The organism is Streptomyces sp. KL116D (assembly GCF_030766975.1).
Taxonomy (GTDB): Bacteria; Actinomycetota; Actinomycetes; order Streptomycetales; family Streptomycetaceae; genus Streptomyces; species Streptomyces longispororuber_A.
This window is the reverse complement of sequence record NZ_JASERH010000070.1, coordinates 1-17,248: the sequence shown is the minus strand read 5'-3', so window position 1 is coordinate 17,248 and position 17,248 is coordinate 1. Positions and strand designations below refer to the sequence as shown.

The 17,248-nt window shown below is 74.8% G+C and carries 12 protein-coding genes and 16 pseudogenes; all 28 read left to right on the top strand.

Annotation, left to right across the window (positions count from 1 at the left end; genetic code table 11):
* The first annotated feature begins 435 nt into the window (after positions 1–435).
* Positions 436–936: pseudogene (locus RBJ77_RS28850) on the top strand (acyltransferase domain-containing protein).
* A pseudogene (locus RBJ77_RS28845) lies at positions 933–1,424 on the top strand (acyl carrier protein); the annotation flags it as partial. The pseudogenes RBJ77_RS28850 and RBJ77_RS28845, both read left to right, overlap by 4 nt.
* Positions 1,328–2,889, top strand: a pseudogene (locus tag RBJ77_RS28840) (type I polyketide synthase); the annotation flags it as partial. The pseudogenes RBJ77_RS28845 and RBJ77_RS28840, both read left to right, overlap by 97 nt.
* A 360-nt stretch (positions 2,890–3,249) precedes the next feature.
* A complete protein-coding gene (locus RBJ77_RS28835; RefSeq protein ID WP_372347693.1) occupies positions 3,250–3,447 on the top strand; it encodes a hypothetical protein in 198 nt (65 codons plus the stop codon).
* Positions 3,410–3,661, top strand: coding sequence for an acyltransferase domain-containing protein (locus tag RBJ77_RS28830; RefSeq protein WP_372347692.1), 252 nt, complete (start codon positions 3,410–3,412; stop codon positions 3,659–3,661). Before RBJ77_RS28835 ends, RBJ77_RS28830 begins: the two co-directional genes overlap by 38 nt.
* 124 nt (positions 3,662–3,785) lie before the next feature.
* On the top strand, positions 3,786–4,229 hold the full coding sequence (locus RBJ77_RS28825; protein ID WP_372347691.1) for a hypothetical protein: 444 nt from the start codon (positions 3,786–3,788) through the stop codon (positions 4,227–4,229).
* A 76-nt stretch (positions 4,230–4,305) separates the two neighbouring features.
* Complete coding sequence (locus RBJ77_RS28820; RefSeq protein ID WP_372347690.1) at positions 4,306–4,623, top strand: hypothetical protein; 318 nt, start codon at positions 4,306–4,308, stop codon at positions 4,621–4,623.
* 24 nt (positions 4,624–4,647) lie between these two features.
* Positions 4,648–4,866: pseudogene (locus RBJ77_RS28815) on the top strand (polyketide synthase dehydratase domain-containing protein); the annotation flags it as partial.
* A gap of 455 nt (positions 4,867–5,321) precedes the next feature.
* Positions 5,322–5,561, top strand: coding sequence for a hypothetical protein (locus RBJ77_RS28810; RefSeq protein ID WP_372347689.1), 240 nt, complete (start codon positions 5,322–5,324; stop codon positions 5,559–5,561).
* Positions 5,562–5,723: 162 nt separating this feature from the next.
* A pseudogene (locus RBJ77_RS28805) lies at positions 5,724–5,978 on the top strand (KR domain-containing protein); the annotation flags it as partial.
* A 59-nt stretch (positions 5,979–6,037) separates the two neighbouring features.
* The gene (locus RBJ77_RS28800) at positions 6,038–6,307 is read left to right on the top strand and encodes a KR domain-containing protein (protein WP_372347735.1); all 270 of its coding nucleotides are present in this window, start codon (positions 6,038–6,040) and stop codon (positions 6,305–6,307) included.
* Between the two features lie 93 nt (positions 6,308–6,400).
* Positions 6,401–7,168: a beta-ketoacyl synthase N-terminal-like domain-containing protein gene (locus RBJ77_RS28795; RefSeq protein ID WP_372347688.1), complete on the top strand. Its 768-nt coding sequence runs from the start codon at positions 6,401–6,403 to the stop codon at positions 7,166–7,168.
* A 144-nt stretch (positions 7,169–7,312) separates the two neighbouring features.
* Positions 7,313–7,520, top strand: a pseudogene (locus tag RBJ77_RS28790) (beta-ketoacyl synthase N-terminal-like domain-containing protein).
* Positions 7,521–7,595: 75 nt separating this feature from the next.
* Positions 7,596–7,883: a hypothetical protein gene (locus tag RBJ77_RS28785; RefSeq protein ID WP_372347734.1), complete on the top strand. Its 288-nt coding sequence runs from the start codon at positions 7,596–7,598 to the stop codon at positions 7,881–7,883.
* A complete protein-coding gene (locus tag RBJ77_RS28780) occupies positions 7,765–8,598 on the top strand; it encodes a hypothetical protein (protein ID WP_372347733.1) in 834 nt (277 codons plus the stop codon). The genes RBJ77_RS28785 and RBJ77_RS28780 overlap by 119 nt, the downstream gene beginning before the upstream one ends.
* 1,290 nt (positions 8,599–9,888) lie before the next feature.
* Positions 9,889–9,933: pseudogene (locus RBJ77_RS28775) on the top strand (hypothetical protein); the annotation flags it as partial.
* A gap of 598 nt (positions 9,934–10,531) precedes the next feature.
* Positions 10,532–11,070 (top strand): annotated as a pseudogene (locus RBJ77_RS28770) (KR domain-containing protein); the annotation flags it as partial.
* Positions 11,071–11,324: 254 nt separating this feature from the next.
* Positions 11,325–11,720 (top strand): annotated as a pseudogene (locus RBJ77_RS28765) (acyl carrier protein); the annotation flags it as partial.
* Positions 11,721–11,914: 194 nt separating this feature from the next.
* A pseudogene (locus tag RBJ77_RS28760) lies at positions 11,915–12,112 on the top strand (beta-ketoacyl synthase N-terminal-like domain-containing protein); the annotation flags it as partial.
* 61 nt (positions 12,113–12,173) lie between these two features.
* Positions 12,174–12,323, top strand: a pseudogene (locus RBJ77_RS28755) (beta-ketoacyl synthase N-terminal-like domain-containing protein); the annotation flags it as partial.
* Positions 12,259–12,896 (top strand): annotated as a pseudogene (locus RBJ77_RS28750) (beta-ketoacyl synthase N-terminal-like domain-containing protein). The pseudogenes RBJ77_RS28755 and RBJ77_RS28750, both read left to right, overlap by 65 nt.
* Positions 12,839–13,105, top strand: a pseudogene (locus tag RBJ77_RS28745) (hypothetical protein); the annotation flags it as partial. The pseudogenes RBJ77_RS28750 and RBJ77_RS28745, both read left to right, overlap by 58 nt.
* 100 nt (positions 13,106–13,205) lie before the next feature.
* Positions 13,206–13,301 (top strand): annotated as a pseudogene (locus tag RBJ77_RS28740) (hypothetical protein); the annotation flags it as partial.
* 836 nt (positions 13,302–14,137) lie between these two features.
* Positions 14,138–14,755 carry a hypothetical protein gene (locus RBJ77_RS28735; protein WP_372347732.1) on the top strand — a complete coding sequence of 206 codons (618 nt, stop codon included), beginning with the start codon at positions 14,138–14,140 and terminating at the stop codon, positions 14,753–14,755.
* A gap of 127 nt (positions 14,756–14,882) precedes the next feature.
* On the top strand, positions 14,883–15,206 hold the full coding sequence (locus RBJ77_RS28730; protein WP_372347687.1) for a polyketide synthase dehydratase domain-containing protein: 324 nt from the start codon (positions 14,883–14,885) through the stop codon (positions 15,204–15,206).
* A 697-nt stretch (positions 15,207–15,903) separates the two neighbouring features.
* A pseudogene (locus tag RBJ77_RS28725) lies at positions 15,904–16,182 on the top strand (KR domain-containing protein); the annotation flags it as partial.
* Positions 16,183–16,243: 61 nt separating this feature from the next.
* Positions 16,244–16,309, top strand: a pseudogene (locus RBJ77_RS28720) (hypothetical protein); the annotation flags it as partial.
* A 175-nt stretch (positions 16,310–16,484) separates the two neighbouring features.
* Positions 16,485–17,248, top strand: a 764-nt coding sequence (locus RBJ77_RS28715; RefSeq protein WP_372347686.1) for an acyl carrier protein, incomplete at its 3' end; no start/stop codon positions are given.

Sequence of the window (17,248 nt, the reverse complement as noted above, 5' to 3'; positions counted from 1 at the left end):
GGACGTCGCGGCGGTGGGTCGCTCTCTCGCGGTGTCGCGGGCTCGCTTCGACCACCGTGCGGTGGTCGTGGGCGAGACCCGTGACGAACTCCTGGCAGCAGTAGGGGCGTTGCCGCCGGTACGCCCGCGGCCGGTGTGGCGTCGGGCCGTGCAGGCCGGACGGCGCGGTGCGTTCCTGTTCTCCGGTCAGGCAGCCAGCGCCTGGGCATGGGGCGTGAGTTGTACGTGGCGGAGCCGGTGTTCGCGGCGGCGTTCGACGAGGCTGTCGCGGCGCTGGACGCGCATCTGACCGCCTCGCTCGCCGGCGTGATCGTGGGTGAGCCGGAGCTGCTGAGCGGACGGCGTTCACGCAGCCTGCGCTGTTCGCGATCGAGGTGGCCCTGTTCCGTCTGCCGTCCCACTACGGGGTGACCCCGACTATTTGCGGGTCACTCGGTGGGTGAGGTGGCGGCGGCTCATGTGGCGGGTGTGTTGTCGCTTCCGGATGCGGCGCGTCTGGTGTGCGCGGCCCGGCTGATGGACGGCATGTCGCCGCGGGCGGGGCGATGGCTGCTCTGAACGCGGGCGAGGGGCGCGTCGCCGGGATGGCCTGACGGTCGGTCCGGTGTGGAGGTGGCGGGACTCAACAGCCCGGCCGGCACGGTCGTTCGTGACGAGGCGGCCGTACTCGACGTCCTGGAGCTGGCACGCGCGGAGGGCGTGAAGGCGACGCGGCTGAAGGTGAGTCACGCTTTCCACTCCGCGCACCTGGACGGCATGCTGGACGAACTGACTGCGGTGGCGCGGGAGTTGACGCACGCGGTGCCCCGTATCCCGGTCGTCTCGAACGTCACCGGTGAGGTGATCGAGGAGTTCGCGCCGGAGTACTGGGCCGTTCAGGCCCGCTCGGCCGTCCGGTTCGCCGACGGGTCGCCACCCTGGCCGGACGGGGCGTGACGGCGTTCGTCGAGCTGGGCCCCGACGCGACACTGGCCGGTCTGGCGGGGAGTGCCTGGCGGGAGCCGAGGACGCCGTGGTGGTGTCGGTCCTGCGCAAGGGGCGTCCGGAGCGGCGCTCCCGCTGACGGCGCTGCCGCAGCGCACGTGCACGGCGTCGGCGCGGGAGTGGGAGCGGCTCCTGCCGGGTTCGGGCCTGGTGGACCTGCCCACGTACGCCTTCCAGCGCTGGCCCTTCTGGCTGACGGTCCGGCGGACGCGCCCACCGAGGCCCGGCCCGTCGAGACCCGCCCTGCCGGGGCGAGGCGGAGCTGGCCGAAGCGGCCCCGAGCCGCGCGGCGACGAGCTAGCACTGGTGCGCGCGCGCACGTGGCGGCGGTGCTCGGCCACGGATCGGCGCGCGACGTACCCGTCGACACGACCTTCAAGGAACTCGGCTTCGACTCCCTCTCGGCCGTCGAACTGCGGAACGCGCTGAACACGGCCACCGGACTCGCGCTGCCCGCCGGCCTCCTCTACGACCACCCGACCCCGGCCAGACTCGCGCGAACACCTCGCTGACCAGCTCCTCGGCACGGACCAGGACGGCGAAGGCGACGACCAGGACCAGTACTTGGATCCCAGGGCGACGACGCGTACGGACCGTGGGCCCCGACGAGCCGATCGCGATCGTCGGCATGGCGTGCCGGCTGCCGGGCGGGGTCACCTCGCCCGAGGACCTGTGGCGGCTGGTCGGGGACGAGGTCGACGCGGTCGACGGATTCCCCACCAACCGGGGCTGGGACCTCGACGCGCTCTCGACCCCGACGCGGACGGCCCCGGCACGACCTACGCCGCCCGAGGGCGGCTTCCCGCACGACGCGCGGACCGGTTCGACGCAGAGTTCTTCGGCATCAGCCCCCGCGAGGCGGCCGCGATGGAGCCCCAGCAGCGGCTGCTCCTGGAGACCGCCTGGGAGGCCTTCGAGCAGCGCGGGCATCGACCCGACCGCGCTGCGCGGCACCCGCACCGGCGTGTACGTGGGCGCCACGGCACAGGAGTACGGGGCCGCGGCTGCACGACGCCGTCCCGGCGGCCACGACGGCTACCTGCTGACCGGCAACACCGCCAGCGTCGCCTCCGGGCCGCCTCGCCTACACCTTCGGACTCGAAGGCCCGGCGGTCACCGTCGACACCGCCTGCTCGTCCTCGCTCGTCGCACTGCACCTGGCCGCGCAGTCACTGCGCCAGGGCGAGTCCTCCGATGGCCCTCGCCGGCGGCGTGTCCGTCATGGCCACCCCTCGGCATGTTCGTGGAGTTCTCCCGGCAGCGCGGCCTCTCGCCCCGGACGGCCGCTGCAAGGCGTTCTCCTCGACGGCGGACGGCACGGGCTGGGCCGAGGGCGTGGGCCTGCTCGTCCTGGAGCGGCTGTCGGACGCCGAGCGCAACGGGACACCAGGTGCTCGCGGTGATCCGTGGCTGCGCCGTGAACCAGGACGGCGCCAGCAACGGCCTGACCGCGCCGAACGGGCCCCTCCCAGGAGCGCGGGTCATCCGCGCCGCGCTGGCCGACGCCGCGCCTGTCCGCGTCCGACGTGGACGCGGTGGAGGCGCACGGCACCGGTACCCGGCTCGGCGACCCGATCGAGGCCAACGCACTGCTGGCCACCTACGGCCAGGGAACCGCGACCCCACAACCGCTGCGGCTCGGCTCGTTGAAGTCGAACATCGGTCACACGCAGGCCGCCGCGGGCGTCGCGGGCGTGATCAAGATGGTCATGGCGATGCGCAACGGCGTCCTGCCCGCGACGCTGCACGTGGCCGAGCCGACCGCGCACGTCGACTGGTCGGCCGGCGCGGTGGAACTGCTGACGCGGGCCGAGCAGTGGCCCGAGCTCGACCGTCCGCGCCGGGCGGGCGTCTCGTCCTTCGGCATCAGCGGGCACCAACGCCCACCTCATCGTCGAGCAGGCCACGCCGACCGTGGCTGCCGCTCAGGAGCCGTCGGCGCCGGGCCCGGTGCCGTGGGTGGTGTCCGCGAAGTCGGGGAGCCGCCCTGTCGGAGCAGGCGGGGCGGCTGGTGTCGTTCCTGGAGGAGCGGCCGGAGCTGGACGTCGCGGCCGTGGGCCGCTCTCTCGCGGTGTCGCGGGGTCCCGCTTCGACCACCGTGCGGTGGTCGTGGGCGAGACCCGCGAGGAACTCCTGGACGCACTGCGCGCGCTGACCGCGGCGAGGCTGCCACGACGGGCTCACTGGCGTTCCTGTTCTCCGGCCAGGGCAGTCAACGCCTGGGCATGGGGCGTGAGTTGTACGTGAGGCGAGCCGGTGTTCGCCGTGGCGTTCGACGAGGTTGTCGCGGCGCTGGACGTCCATCTGGACCGCTCGCTCGCTGGCGTGATCGTGGGTGAGCCGGAGCTGCTGGAGCGGACGGCGTTCACGCAGCCTGCGCTGTTCGCGATCGAGGTGGCGCTTTCGTCTGTTGTCCCACTACGGGGTGACCCCGGACTTTCTGGTGGGTCATTCGGTGGGTGAGGTGGCGGCGGCTCATGTGGCGGGTGTGCTGTCGCTTCCGGATGCGGCGCGTCTGGTGTGTGCGCGGGCCCGGCTGATGGACGGTGTCGCCGCGGGCAGGGGCGATGGCTGCTCTGAACGCGGGCGAGGAGCGCGTCGCCGGATGGCTCGACGGCCGTACCGGTGTGGAGGTCGCCGGTCTCAACAGCCCGACTGGCACGGTCGTTTCGGGTGACAGAGGCGGCCGTGCTCGATGTCGTGGAGCTGGCGCGCGGAGGGCGTGAAGGCGACGCGGCTGAAGGTGAGTCACGCTTTCCACTCCGCACATCTGGACGGCATGCTGGACGAGACTGACTGCGGTGGCGCGGGAGTTGACGCACGCGGTGCCCCGTATCCCGGTCGTCTCGAACGTCACCGGTGAGGTGATCGAGGAGTTCGCGCCGGAGTACTGGGCCGTCCAGGCCCGCTCGGCCGTCCGGTTCGCCGACGGGGTCGCCACCCTGGCCGGACGGGGCGTGACGGCGTTCGTCGAGCTGGGCCCCGACGCGACACTGGCCGGTCTGGCGGGGAGTGCCTGGCCGACACCGAAGGCGTCGTCGTGGTGTCGGCCCTGCGCAAGGGGCGTCCGGAGCGGCGCCCCTGCTCGCCGCCCTCGGCGCCGTGCACACCCACGGCGTGGAGAGGTGGACTGGGCGGGCTTCCTGCCGGGTTCCGGCGTGGTGGAGCTGCCCACGTACGCGTTCCAGCGCGAGCGCTTCTGGCTGGACGCACCGCGTTCCGGCGACGCGGCCGGCCTGGCCTGACGGCCGTGGACCATCCGCTGCTGGCCGCCGTGATCACGGAGCCCCGACGGTGACGCCGTGCGATTCTCGGCCTCCCGTGTCGCTGTCCTCGCACCCGTGGCTGGCCGACCACGCGATCGGCGGGACGGTCCCTGGTCCCGGGCACCCTGTTCCTGGAACTCGCGGGCACCGCGGCCGAGCGGCTGGGGCACGCCACCGTGGAGGAACTCACCTCCAGGCACCCCTGGTCCTCCCGCGGCAGACGGCCGCCCAACTGCGGCTGACCGTCGACCGGGCCGACGCGCGCGGCGACCGCCGGTTCACCGTGTACGCCCGCACCGGCGAACAGTGGACCGCCCACGCGGCCGGCCTGCTCACCTCCGCCGTCCCCGCACCCGGCGTCGCCCTCGACTAGTGGCCCCCGGCCGACGCCACCCCGATCCCGCTGGACGGCGTCTACGACCGCCTCGACGACCTGGGCTACGGCTACGGGCCCGCCTTCCAGGGCCTGACGGCGGCCTGGCGCGCGGGTGACGACCTGTTCGCCGAGGTCGCCCTGCTCCGACCGGCTGCACACCGAGGCGGCGCGCTGCGGGTGCACCCCACCCTCCTCGACGCCGTGCTGCACCCCCTCGTCCCGGAGGCGGCGGACTCTGCGTCGGACGACGGCACGATCCGGCTGCCGTTCTCGTTCTCGGGCTTCGCGCTGCACGCGGTCGGCGCCACGGTGCTGCGCGTCCGCTGGACCCACGTACCGGCCAGGACACCGCCCGTCTCGCGCTCGCCGACGGCACCGGCGCCCCGGTGGCGGCGATCGAGATCGGTCGCCCTGCGGCCCATCGCCCGCGACCGGCTCGCCGTCGCCGGACCGGCCGATCGAGTCCCTGTACGGGGTGGCCTGGGAGGCCGTCCCCGCGGTCGAGCCGGTCGCCGACCAGCGCTGGGTCAGGATCGGCGAGGCCCCCTACGCCGACCTCGCCGCGCTCGGCGCCGCCGTCGACGGCGGAACCGCCGTACCGGGTTCGTGGTACTCGGCGAGCGGCAGCTCGCCGCCGGCGCACCGACGACGTACTGGACCGGACCCACGCCACGGCGGCGCGCGGCCTCGACGCGGTGCGCGCCTGGCTGGCCGCCCCGCAGTTCGCGGAGAGCCGTCTCGTCCTCGTCGTACCGGACGGCGCGCTGCACACGGCCCCGCTCGTCGGCCTCGTCCGCACCGCGCAGACCGAGCAGCCCGGCCGGCTCGTCCTCGTCCACGTGGACGAGAGCGGTGCCAGCTGCTGCCCGCCGTGCTGGCCTCCGGCGAGCCCGAAGTGGCGGTACGGGACGGCGCGTTGCTCGTGCCCCGTCTGACGCGTGCCCCGGGCGCCGTCGAGGGCACCGTGGCCGCTCTGGACCCGGAGGGCACGGTCCTGGTGACCGCGCGCCCTGGGCACCCTGGGACTGGCTGGTGGCACGCAGGCTGGTGACCCGGCACGGTGCACGGCACCTGCTGCTGGTGTCGCGGCGTGGGGAGTGACACTCCGGGGGGCCGCCGAATTCGTCGCCGAACTCGCCGAGTTGGGCGTACGGGCTCAGGTGGCGGCGTGCGACGTCGCGGACTCCGACGCGCTGGCAGGGCTGCTGGACGAGGTCGCGGCCGAGCGTCCGCTGACCGCCGTGGTGCACACGGCGGGCGTCCTCGACGACGTGACGGTCGCCTCGCTGTCGGCCGACCGTCTGGAGCGGGTGCTGCGGCCGAAGGCCGACGCGACCTGGAACCTGCACCGCCTCACCGAGTCCCTCGACCTCGCCTCGTTCGTCCTGTTCTCGTCCATCGCCGGTCTCGCATGGGCAGCGCGGGCCAGGCCAACTACGCCGCCGCGAACACCTTCCTCGACGCCCTCGCCCAGCACCGCCGCGCCCGGCACCTGCCCGCCACCTCCTCGCCTGGAGCCTGTGGGACAGCGCCGACGGCATGGCCGGAACCCTCGCCGACGCCGACGTCGCCCGGTGGAAGCGGGCGGCATCGTGCCGCTCGCGGACCTGGGTCTCGACCTGTTCGACGCGGCACTCGCCTCGGCCGAACCGCTGCTGGTCCCCCGCCGAACTCGACCTGACCGCCCTGCGCGCCCGCGCCACGGAGAACGCGCTCCCCGAACTGTTCACCGGCCTGGTCCGCGTCCGCCGCAGGCGGGCGGCCGGCACCGCCCGTGGCGCCGACTCGTCGTGGGCCGAGCAGTGATCGCGCTCACCGCGGAGGAGCGGGCCCAGGCCGTGCTCAGGACCGTGCGCGAGACCGTCGGACTGGTCCTCGGCCACGGCGCCGACGCCGACATCGACCCGGCCAGGGCGTTCAAGGACACCGGCTTCGACTCCTCACCAGCGTCGAACTGCGCAACCGCCTCAACGCGGTGACCGGACTGCGCCTGCCCACCACCCTCGTCTTCGACCACCCGTCGCCGCAGGCCGTGGCGGACTTCCTGCTGGAGCGGCTCGACGCCGCGGCACGGCTGCCGTCCCGGCAACGACCGCCCACTCCGCAGGACTCGACGAACCGATCGCCGTGGTCGGCATGGGCTGCCGCTACCCGGGCGGAGTCTCCTCGCCCGAGGACCTGTGGCGGCTCGTCGCGGAGGGCCGCGACGCCATCGACACGTTCCCGTCCGACCGCGGCTGGGACGTCGGAAACCCTCTACGAGCGGCCGACAAGACCGGCACCTCATTTGTACGCGCAGGGCGGATTCCTCCACGAGGCGGCCGAGTTCGACGCCGAGTTCTTCGGGCCAGCCCGCGCAGAGGCGATCGCCACCGACCCGCAGCAGCGGGGTGCCTGGAAGGTCGCGTGGGAAGCGCTGGAGCGGGCGGGGATCGACCCCCGCCGCTGCGCGGCTCCGACCGGCGTCTACGCGGGCGTCATACTACAGCGACTACGGGTCGCGCGGAGGTGCGCCGGAGGGCTTTCGAGGGACATCTGCTGACAGGCACCATCTCCAGCGTCCTGTCGGGCCGGGTGGCCTCACGTTCGGTCTCGAAGGACGCCGTGACGCTGGACACCGCGCTGCTCCCTCGTCGCTGGTGGCGGTCACCTGGCCGCGCAGCGCGCTGCGCCAGGGCGATGCTCGATGGCGCTGGCCGGCGGAGTCACGGTGATGTCCACGCCGACGACCTTCGTCGAGTTCTCGCGGCAGCGCGGCCTGTCGCCGGACGGGACCTGCAAAGTCGTTCGCCGCGTCGGCGGACGGCACCGGCTGGGGCGAGGGCGCCCGGCATGCTGGTCTGGAGCGGCTCTCGGACGCCCGGCGGCTCCGGGCACCACGCTCCTCGGCGTGATCCGCGGCTCCGCGGTCAGCCAGGACGGCGCGAGCAACGGCCCTCACCGCCAACGGGCCCTCCCAGGAACGCGTCATCCGCCAGGCCCTCGCCAGCGCCCGCCTCGCCCCCGCACGGGTCGACGCGGTCGAGGCGCACGGCACCGGCACCCGCCTCGGCGACCCATCGAGGCCAACGCGCTGCTGGCCACCTGCGGCCAGGACCGCGACGAACCGCTGCGCCTCCGGATCGATCAAGTCGAGACATCGGTCACACACAGGCCGCCGCGGGCGTCGCGGGCATCATCAAGATGCTCGCGGCGATGCGCGGCGGAGAGCTTCCGGCGACGCGCTGCGTGGACGAGGCCGACGCCGCACGTCGTGACCGGATCGGCGGGCGCGGTGGAGCTGGTCGCCGAGCACCGGGCGTGGCCGGAGGTGACGCGTCCGCGGCGCGCGGCCGTGCCACTCGTTCGGCATCAGCGGCGCAGGCGCCCACGTGGTCCTGGAAGCGGGGCCCGGAGCCCACGCAGTGGCGACGGGCCGGCTGCGCGCGCTGCCGGGGCTGCCGCTCGTGCTGTCGGCGAAGAAGCGGCGGGCGCCTCGCGGCGCGGGCCGGCCAGGATGCGGGAGGCTGCTGGCGCGGACACCACCGAAACCCCGCGCCGGGTCGCCGCCGCGCTCGCGACCGGGCGCACCTCTTCCGGGCGGCCGTCTTTCGGGCACCGACCGGGACGGACTGCTGGCCGGAACCACCCGGCCGCCCTCGCCTCGGCGGCAGGAGGTCGCTGGGCGAACCTCGTGCAGGGCGCGGTCACCGGGCGCAGGACGGTGTTCGTGTTTCGGGCAGGGCTCGCGAGTGGCGGGGCACTGGCCCTGGGGCTCGTCGGCTCACTCCCGGTGTTCGCCGCCCGGCTGGCCGCGTCGCGAGCAGGCTGGCACCACGTTCACCGACTGGTCGCTGCTGGACGTCCTGCGCCGGTGCGGACGCGCGCCCGGCCCTCGACCGGGTGGACGTGGTGCAGCGGCGCTGTCGAACGGTGATGGTGTCCCTAGCCGCGCGCTGTGGCGTTCGGTGGGCATCGGGCCCGACGCGGTGATCACGGCCACTCGCAGGGCGAGATCGCGGCGGCCGTCGTGTCGGGCGCTGTCCCTGGACGACGCGGCGAAGATGTGGCGCTGCGTAGGCGATCGTACGGTTGGCGGGTACGGGCGGGATGGATGCTCGGTGACCGGCCGTAGGGTCGCCTGCACTCGTCGCACCCGCTGGGGCAGCGCCATCGACATCGCCCACAACGGTCCTGGTCGTGGTGATGATCATGGAGAAGGTGACCACTGGACAACTCATTCAACCACCGACCGACAAAGCGCCGCGCGCCGGTCGACTACGCCTCCCACTCCGCGCACGTCGAGACCGCGCGAACGAACTCCTCGACGCCTGTCCTCGCTCGCCCGCGCGCCCCGTCGAGTGCCACTTCCTCCACCATCGCGGGCAGCGCTGGACGGCACGGGCTCAACGGCGCCGCGCTGGTTTCCGCAACCTGCGCAGCACCGTCCCAGCTGGAGGAGGCCACCCGGACCCTGCTCGACCGGGGCCACCGCGTCTTCATCGGGCTGACACCGGTGCCCGATGACCATCGCCCTCAGAAGGCAGATCGGGCGGCGGCGCACGACGGCGTCACCGTGCTCCACCGCGGCGGGGGCGGCCTCGGCGACTTCCTGGCCTCCGCCGCGCAGGCCCACGTGGCGCGCGCTCGACGCTGGGCGCCGTGACCGCCGGCGGCGGCACGCCGTCGAGCCTGCCGGCCCACCTGCCGGCGCCGCCGCCCACTTTGGCTGGAGGGCCCGGCCACGGCCGGGGACGCCCGGGGCGGACTACGGCACGGCACGCGGCGACTTTCGCGCTCATCGGCGCCGCGCTCCCGCAGCCGACGACGACAAGCTCGTCCTGAGCAGCAGGATCGCCCTCGACGCAGCCCTGGCTGGCGGACCACGCCGTGGCGGTACCGTGCTGCCCGGCACCGCGCTGTGCGGACCTCGCCGACCGGGGCGGGTGATCTACGGGCCTCGACCAGCTCGACAGACGACCCTCCAGGCACCGCTGGTGCTGGCCGCCCCACGGCGCCGTACAGCTCCCAGGTCGTGGTCGACGCGGACGAGGAGGGCCGGCGCGCCCTGTCCGTCCACTCCCGCCCGGAGCCCGGGTCCGACGACGCCACGACCACCGTGGACCCTGCGCCACCGGCGTCCTGGGCCCACGCGGACGGACTCCGCTGACCCGCCCTCGACACCGCCTGGCCGCGCGGCCGGCGCCAAACCAGTCGACCTGACGGCGGCGTACGACACGCTCGCCGAGGCGGGGTTTCCAGTACGGGCCCGCCTTCCGGGGCCTGCGGGCGCTGTGGCGTGCGGGGCGGGAGACGTACGCCGAGGTCGCTGCCGGCGGACGTCCCCGCGGGCGACTTCGGCATCACCCGGCTCTCCTCGACGCCGCCTGCGCCTCGCCCTCGCGGCCGACGGCCGCCTGGTGGCACCGTTCGCCTGGACCGGCGTACGGCTGCGCGACGGCACCGACGTGCTGCGCGTCAGATCGCCCGCGCGGCTCGGGCGCCGCCCCTGTCCGCCGCTCAGCGACGAGCGGTGCCCCATCGCGTCGGTGGGACGCTCGGTCTCGGCCCGTGGACTGCGCGGCTGGCCGGTGCGGTGCTCCGTCAGCCGCTGCTCCAGGTGGAGTGGACGACCGCCGAGGCCGAACCGGCCACCGCGTGCGTCCTCGACGACGCGGGACACGGTTCTGCCGCCCGCTGGGCGGCTTCGACCCTACCGGCCCGGCCGACGTCCGCGCCGTCGTGGCCCCCTTCCCCGGCGACGACGGCCCCGCGCCGTGGCGCACCGCGCCTGCGCCTGCCCAGGGAGTGGCTCGCCGACGGGCAGTTCGCCGGCGCCTGGTCTTCGTGACCCGCGACGCGACCACCGCGCGCACGGAGGCCGGACTCGGCGCGGCCCCCGTCACAGGGTCTCGTGCGCACCGCGATGGCCGAGAACCCCGGCCGGTTCGGCCTGCTCGACCTGACGGACTGGGACCTCTCCGAGGGCGAACTCGGCCGTGCGCTGGCGGCCGTACCGGACGGGCAGGCGATCCTGCGCGACGGGACCCTGCTCGTACCGCGGCTTGCCACGGCCACGCCGCCCGCGACGGACGCCACCGTGCCCGCCCTGAACCCCGACGGCACCGTGCTCGTCACGGGCGCCACCGGCACCCTCGGCCGGCTGTTCGCCCGCCACCTCGTCGCCGAACACGGCGTACGGCACCTGCTGTTGGCGAGCGCCGGCGTAGCCGGGACGCCGCAGGGCATGCTGGAGCTGGAGGCCGAACTCACCGCCCACGGAACCGACGTGTCCCGTCGTCGCCTGCGACACGGCCGACCGGACGCGGTCGCCGCGCTGCTGGACGCGATCCCCACCGAGCACCCGCTGACCGCGGTCCTGCACCGCAGGGGGTCCTCGACGACGGCACGCTGCACGGCCTCACCGCCGAGCAGCTCGACACCGTGCTGCGCCCCAAGGTCGATGCCGCCCGGCACCTGCACGAGCTGACGGCCGGCCTGGACCTGGCCGCGTTCGTCCTGTTTCTCCTCGCTCGCCGGCACGGTCGGCACCGCGGGACAGGCCAACTACGCGGCGGCCAACACCTGCTTGGACGCCCTCGCGCAGCACCGCAGGGACCCTCGGCCTGCCCGGGACGTCGCTGGCCTGGGACTGTGGGCCGAGGGCAGCGGGATGACCGGTCACCTGACCGACGCCGACCTCGCCCGCCTGTCCCGCGGTGGCATCGCCCCCGATCGGCAGCGAGCAGGGCCTCGCCCTGTTCGACGCGGCCCCTCGCGAACGGCGGGCCGGTGCTCGTCGGCGCTCCTCGACCACACCGGGCTGCGGGCGCGGGCGCGGACGGCACGCTGCCCGCGCTCTTCCACGGCCTGGGTGCGCCCCGCGCGGCGCGCCGCCGCCTCCGGCGCCGACGAGCGGACGGGCGGGAACTCGCTCGGGAACGCCTGGCGCCCCTGCCCCCAAGGACCAGGGCGCGCGCTCCTCGAACTGGTCCCGCGGCGCCGTGGCCTCCGTACTGGGCCATGCCGACGCCGACGGGATCGCGCCCGAACGGGCCTTCAACGAGCTGGGCTTCGACTCGCTCAAGGCGGTGGAACTGCGCAACCGGCTGAACGCGGCCGCGGGCCTGAAGCTGCCCGCGACGCTGCTCTTCGACCACCCGAGCACGGCCGAGGCTGGCCGCCTTCCTGCGCACCAGAACTGCTCGGCCCGGCCGACGGGACGACCGACGGGACGACGGCCGACGCAGGACCTGTCGCCGCCGGACCCGCCGTCGACGCCTCCGACGAGCCGATCGCGATCGTCGCCATGGCCTGCCGCTACCCGGGCGAGGTCAGCTCCGAGGAGCTGTGGACGCTGCTGTCGGACGAGCGGGACGCCATCGGCCCGTTCCCCGACGACCGCGGCTGGGACCTGGACGGCCTGCGCGACACGGACCCCGACCACGCGGGCACCTCGTACACCCGGCACGGCGGATTCCTCTACGAGGCGCCGCAGTTCGACCCCGAACTCTTCGGGGTGAGCGCCCGGGAGGCCACCGCCATCGACCCGCAGCAGCGCCTCCTCGCTGGAGATCTGCTGGGAGGCCTTCGAGCGCGCCGGCATCGACCCGACCTCGCTCAAGGGCAGCCGGACCGGCGTTCGCCGGCGTCATGGCCAACGACTACGCGGCACGCCCGAGGACGTCCCTCGAAGGGATGGAGGGCGCTATCTGTCGGTCGGCAGCACGGTCTCCGTCGCCTCCGGCCGCGTCGCCTACACCTTCGGCCCGCGGGGGGCCGGCGATCACCGTCGACGCCGCCTGCTCCTCCTCCTCGTCTCGATCCACCTCGCCGCGCAGGCGCTGCAACGGCGAGTGCGGCCTCGCCCTGGCCGGCGGTGCGACCGTACTGGCCGCGCCGACCCTGTTCGTCGAGTTCAGCCGGCAGCGCGGCCTGGCCTCGACGGCCGCTGCAAGTCCTTCTCCGCGCGGGCGGACGGGGCCGCCTGGGCCGAAGGCGCCGGCGTCCTCCTGCTGGAGCGGCTCTCCGACGCCCGGCGCAACGGCCGCAGGATCCTCGGCGTGATCCGCGGCACTGCCGTCAACCAGGGACGGCGCCAGCAGCGGCCTCACCGCCCCCAACGGCCCCGCCCAGGAACGGGTGATCCGCCAGGCCCTGACCAACGCGGGCTGGCCACCGCCGACGTCGACGCGCTGGAGGCACGGCACCGGCATCCACGCTCGGCGACCCGATCGAGGCCAGGGCCGTCCTCTGCCACCTACGGGCAGGACCGCCCTCGCCGCTCCTGATGGGCTCCCTGAAGTCCAACATCGGCCACTCGCAGGCCGCGGCCGGTGTGGCCGGCGTCATCAAGATGGTCATGGCGATGCGGCACGGCGTGCTCCCCAAGAGCCTCCACATCGACGAGCCGAGCCCGCACGTCGACTGGTCCGCCGGCGAGGTGGAACTGCTCACCGACGCGGTGCCGTGGCCCGAGTCCGAGCGGCCGCGCCGGGCGGGCGTGTCCTCCTTCGGCATCAGCGGCACCAACGCCCACGTCATCGTGGAGCAGCCGCGCGGCCGATGCGCCGGACGCGCAGGCCGAACCGGCCGAGCCGATGCCGGTCGTGCCGCTGCTGCTGTCCGCGCACAACGAAGCGGCCCTGCTGGCGCAGGCCGACCAGGTCGCCGCTGCCCTCACCGGCACCGACCGGCAGGACCTGGCGCCGACGGGCCGGACCCTGGCCGTCGGACGGGCCGCACTGCCGCACCGCGCGCCGTGGTGGTCGCCGCCACCGCCCCCGAAGCGGTCGACGCCCTCGCCGCACCGGCCGTACGCGGCACCCCCGTGGACGGCCGCACCGCCTTCCTCTTCACCGGGCAGGGCAGCCAGCGACTCGGCATGGGCCCGCGAGCTGTACGCCGCCCTACCCCGTCTACGCCCGGGCCCTGGACGCCGTGTGCGCGGAGCTCGACCTCTGGCTGGAGACACCGCCTGCTCGAGCGTCCTGTTCGGCGAGGACCGGCGCCGCTGGACCGGACCGGCTGCACGCAGGCCGCCCTGTTCGCCACCCAGGTCGCGCTCTTCCGCCTCCCTCGAAAGCTGGGGCGTACGGCCGGACTTCCCTCGGGCCCTCCATCAGCGAACTGGCCGCCGCACACGTCGCCGGCGTCCTCTCGCTGCCGGACGCGGCGCGGCTCGTCGCGGCCCGCGGCCGGCTGATGCAAGCGCTGCCCGAAGGCGGCGCCATGCTCGCGTCAGGCCGATGAGCGGGAGGTGCTGCCGCTGCTCGCCGGACGCGAGGACCAGCTCGGCGTCGCGCCGTCAGCGGCCCCAGCCTCCGTGGTCCTGTCGGGCGACGCGGCAGCCGTCAGGCGGTCGGCGCCGAACTCGCCGCGCTGGGCCGCAAGACCAAGCGGCTGCGCGTCAGCCACGCCTTCCACTCCCCGCACGCATGGACGCGATGCTGGACGAGTTCAGACGGTCGCGAAGGGCCTCACGTACGCCGCGCCCACCATCCCGGTCGTCTCCACCTGACCGGGCGGCGGGCTGGCGCGGAGGACTGACCACGCCAGTACTGGGTGGAGCAGTCCGCCGGCCCGTGCGCTTCCTCGACGCGGCGCGCGTCCTGGAGGCCGAAGGCGTACGGACCTACCTGGAACTCGGCCCGGACGGCGTGCTCAGCGCGCTGGGACCGGGACTTCCTCGACCCCACGTCGCTCCTGGTCCCGATGGTGCGCGGCGGGCGCCCGAACCGCACACCGCCGTCACCGCCGTGGCCCACGCCCACGTACGAGGCGTACCGGTGGACTGGCCCGCCCTGTTCGGCGGGGCACCGCACCGGCCGCGGACCTGCCGACGTACCCCTTCCAACGCAGGCGCCACTGGCTCACCGACGGGCCCGGCGGCGGCGACGTCACCTCGGCCGGACTCGACTCCGCGCGGCACCCGCTGCTCAGGGCCGCGGGTGCCGCTCGCCGACTCCGACGGCGTCCTGTTCACCGGCCGGATCTCGGCCCGCAGCCACCCTGGTTCGCCGACCACGCCGTCGCCGGGACTCTCCTCGTCCCGGGCACGGCCCTGGTCGAGCTCTCGCGCTTCCACGTGGGCACCGCACTCGGCTGCGAGCGGCTGAGGAACTCGCCCTCCAGACACCTGGTCCTCTGACGAGGGCGCGCTCCAGTCTCCAGATCACCGTCGGCGACCCCGACGACGACGGCCGCAGGCCCGTCGCCGTCCACTCGCGCACGGCGACCAGGAGGGCGACGTCTGGAACCGGCACGCCACCGAAACCGTGATCGGCCGCCGTCCCCCGACCCCGGCCCCGTCCCCCGACCTCCGCGTCCGCCGCCGGCCGGCGCCGAACCCCAGCCGGTCGACGACCTGTACGACCGCCTCGCCGACCAGGGCTACGGCTACGGCCCCCGCCTTCCAGGGCCTGACGGCGGCCTGGCGGTCGGGCGACGACCTCTACGCCGAGGTGCGGCCGCCCGCCGACGATCCCGCCGGATCCGGCGGATTCGCCCTGCACCCGGCCCTGTTCGACGCCGCGCTGCAGCTGCTCCTGGAGAGTCGGCCGGACTGCGGCTGCCCTTCTCCTTCGGCGGCGTCCAGTTGACCGGGTCCCCGGCCGGTGCCTTGCAGGTCAGGCTGTCGACCCGCCCGGACGCTGACTCGCCGTCACCATCGCTGACGAGACGGGCGCGCCGGTCGCCCACGTCGCCTCCCTCGCCCTGCGGGAACTGCCGGCGGGCGGCGCGCTGCAACGCCCCTCCGCCCCGCACCTGTACGCGGTGGAGCGGGCCGGTGTGGCACTCGCCGACGGCGGCGACCCGTACGTCGTGGTCTCGGCGGGACCGACACCGGACTCGCCGCCGAGCAGCACGCCGACCTCGCGGCCCTGGCCGCCGCGACGGCGGACGGCGCGACCGCACCCGACGTCGTCGTCCTGCCGGTGCGCCCGGCCCCGGTGCGGGAGACCGGCCGGGTCACTCAGGAGGTGCTGGCGGTCCTGCGGCAGTGGCTCGCCACCGACCTGCCGGACGGGCACGGCTCGCCGTGGTCAGCACCGAGACTGGCGCACAGCGCGCTGTCCGGGCTGCTCAGGACCGCCGAGTCGGAGCACCCAGGACGCTTCCAGCACATCGTCTGGACGGCCTGCCGGCCGATCGGGCGCTGCTGGCCGCCGCCCTGGCCGACCCCAGGCCGCAGCTCGAACTCCACGACGGACAGGGCCCGCGTGACCCGCACTCGCCAAGGTCCCGCACCCGGCCCAGGCCCCGGACGCCGACGCCGCGTTCGACCCGGAGCACACGGTGCTGATCACCGGCGGCTACGGGCGCACTCGGCGCCAGGTCGCCCGGCACCTGGTGACCGCCCGCGGCGCCCGGCACCTGCTGCTCACCAGCCGGCGCGGCGGGGCGGACGACCTGGTCGCCGAGCTGACAGCGCTCGGCGCTGACGTACGGGTCGCGGCCTGCGACGCGGCCGACCGCGACGCACTGGCCGCACTGCTCAGCTCGATCCCCGCCGAACACCCGCTCACCGCGGTCGTGCACGCGGCCAGGTCGTCGAGGACGCCACGCTGGAGGCCATGGGCCCGGAGCCTCGACCGGGTCCTGCGGCCGAAGGTGGCGGCCGCCTGGAACTGCGACGCTGACCGCCGGACTCGGACCGACGGACTTCGTCCTCTTCTCCTCCGTCGCCGGACTGGTCGGCAACGCGGGACAGGCCAACTACGCGGCGGGCAACGCACCTTCCTGGACGCGCTCGCCGAACACCGGCGCGCGGACCTGCCCGCCGTGTCCCTCGCCTGGGGCATGTGGCGGGACGGCATGGCGAACGACCTCGACCACGCCGACCGGGCCAGGCACTCGCCCGCAACGGAATCCTGCCGATGCCGACCGACCGGGCGCTCGCGGCTCGACTCGGCCTGACCGGAGCCGTGGCGCAGAGAGGCCGACGGCGCGGCGGGGACCCGCCCGGTGCTGCGCCGGTGGCCTCGACCTCGCGGCACTCGCGCGGCCTCGGCGACGCACTGCCCGAGCTGTACCGGGGCCTGGTGCGCACCGGGCGCCGAGCCGGCCGGAGCGCCACCGCCCGGCGGAAGTCCCGCTGGCGCAACGGCTCACGGGCCTGGACGCGGACGAGCAGCAGGAGTTGCTGCTCGACTTCGCTCAGGGAACAGGTCGGCACCGTCCTGGCCCACACGGCCCCGCGGACGATCGACGTCCAGCGCGGACTGATGGACCTGGGCCTCGAGCTCCTCACCGCCGTCGAACTGCGCAACAGGCTGAACAACGCCACCGCACTGCGGCTGCCCAGCACGCTCGTCTTCGACCACCCGACCACCCGCCGTCGCCGCATTCCTGTGGAGCGAGCTGGTCGGCGAGGCGCCGGACCCGGTCCAAGCCGCCCTCGACGCACTGGAGGCGGCGCTCACGGCCGCCGGCCCGCTCGGACGGTGACGGACCGTCAGGAACGTACGCCGCGCGGCTGCGCGGCCTGCTCCGGACGGTGGACGGCGCCCCCGGCGGCACCGACCTCGACCTGGCGACCGACGACGGCCTCTTCGCCGCCTCGACAACGAACTCGGCAGGTAGACATGAGCAGCGAGCAGAAACCCGCGACTACCCTCAAGCGGGCGACGGTCGACCTGCG

What these genes read in the sequence shown, in the direction of transcription:
- RBJ77_RS28800 (WP_372347735.1), top strand. Translation starts at nt 6,038, where the DNA reads ATGGGCAGCGCGGGCCAGGCCAACTACGCCGCCGCGAACACCTTCCTC.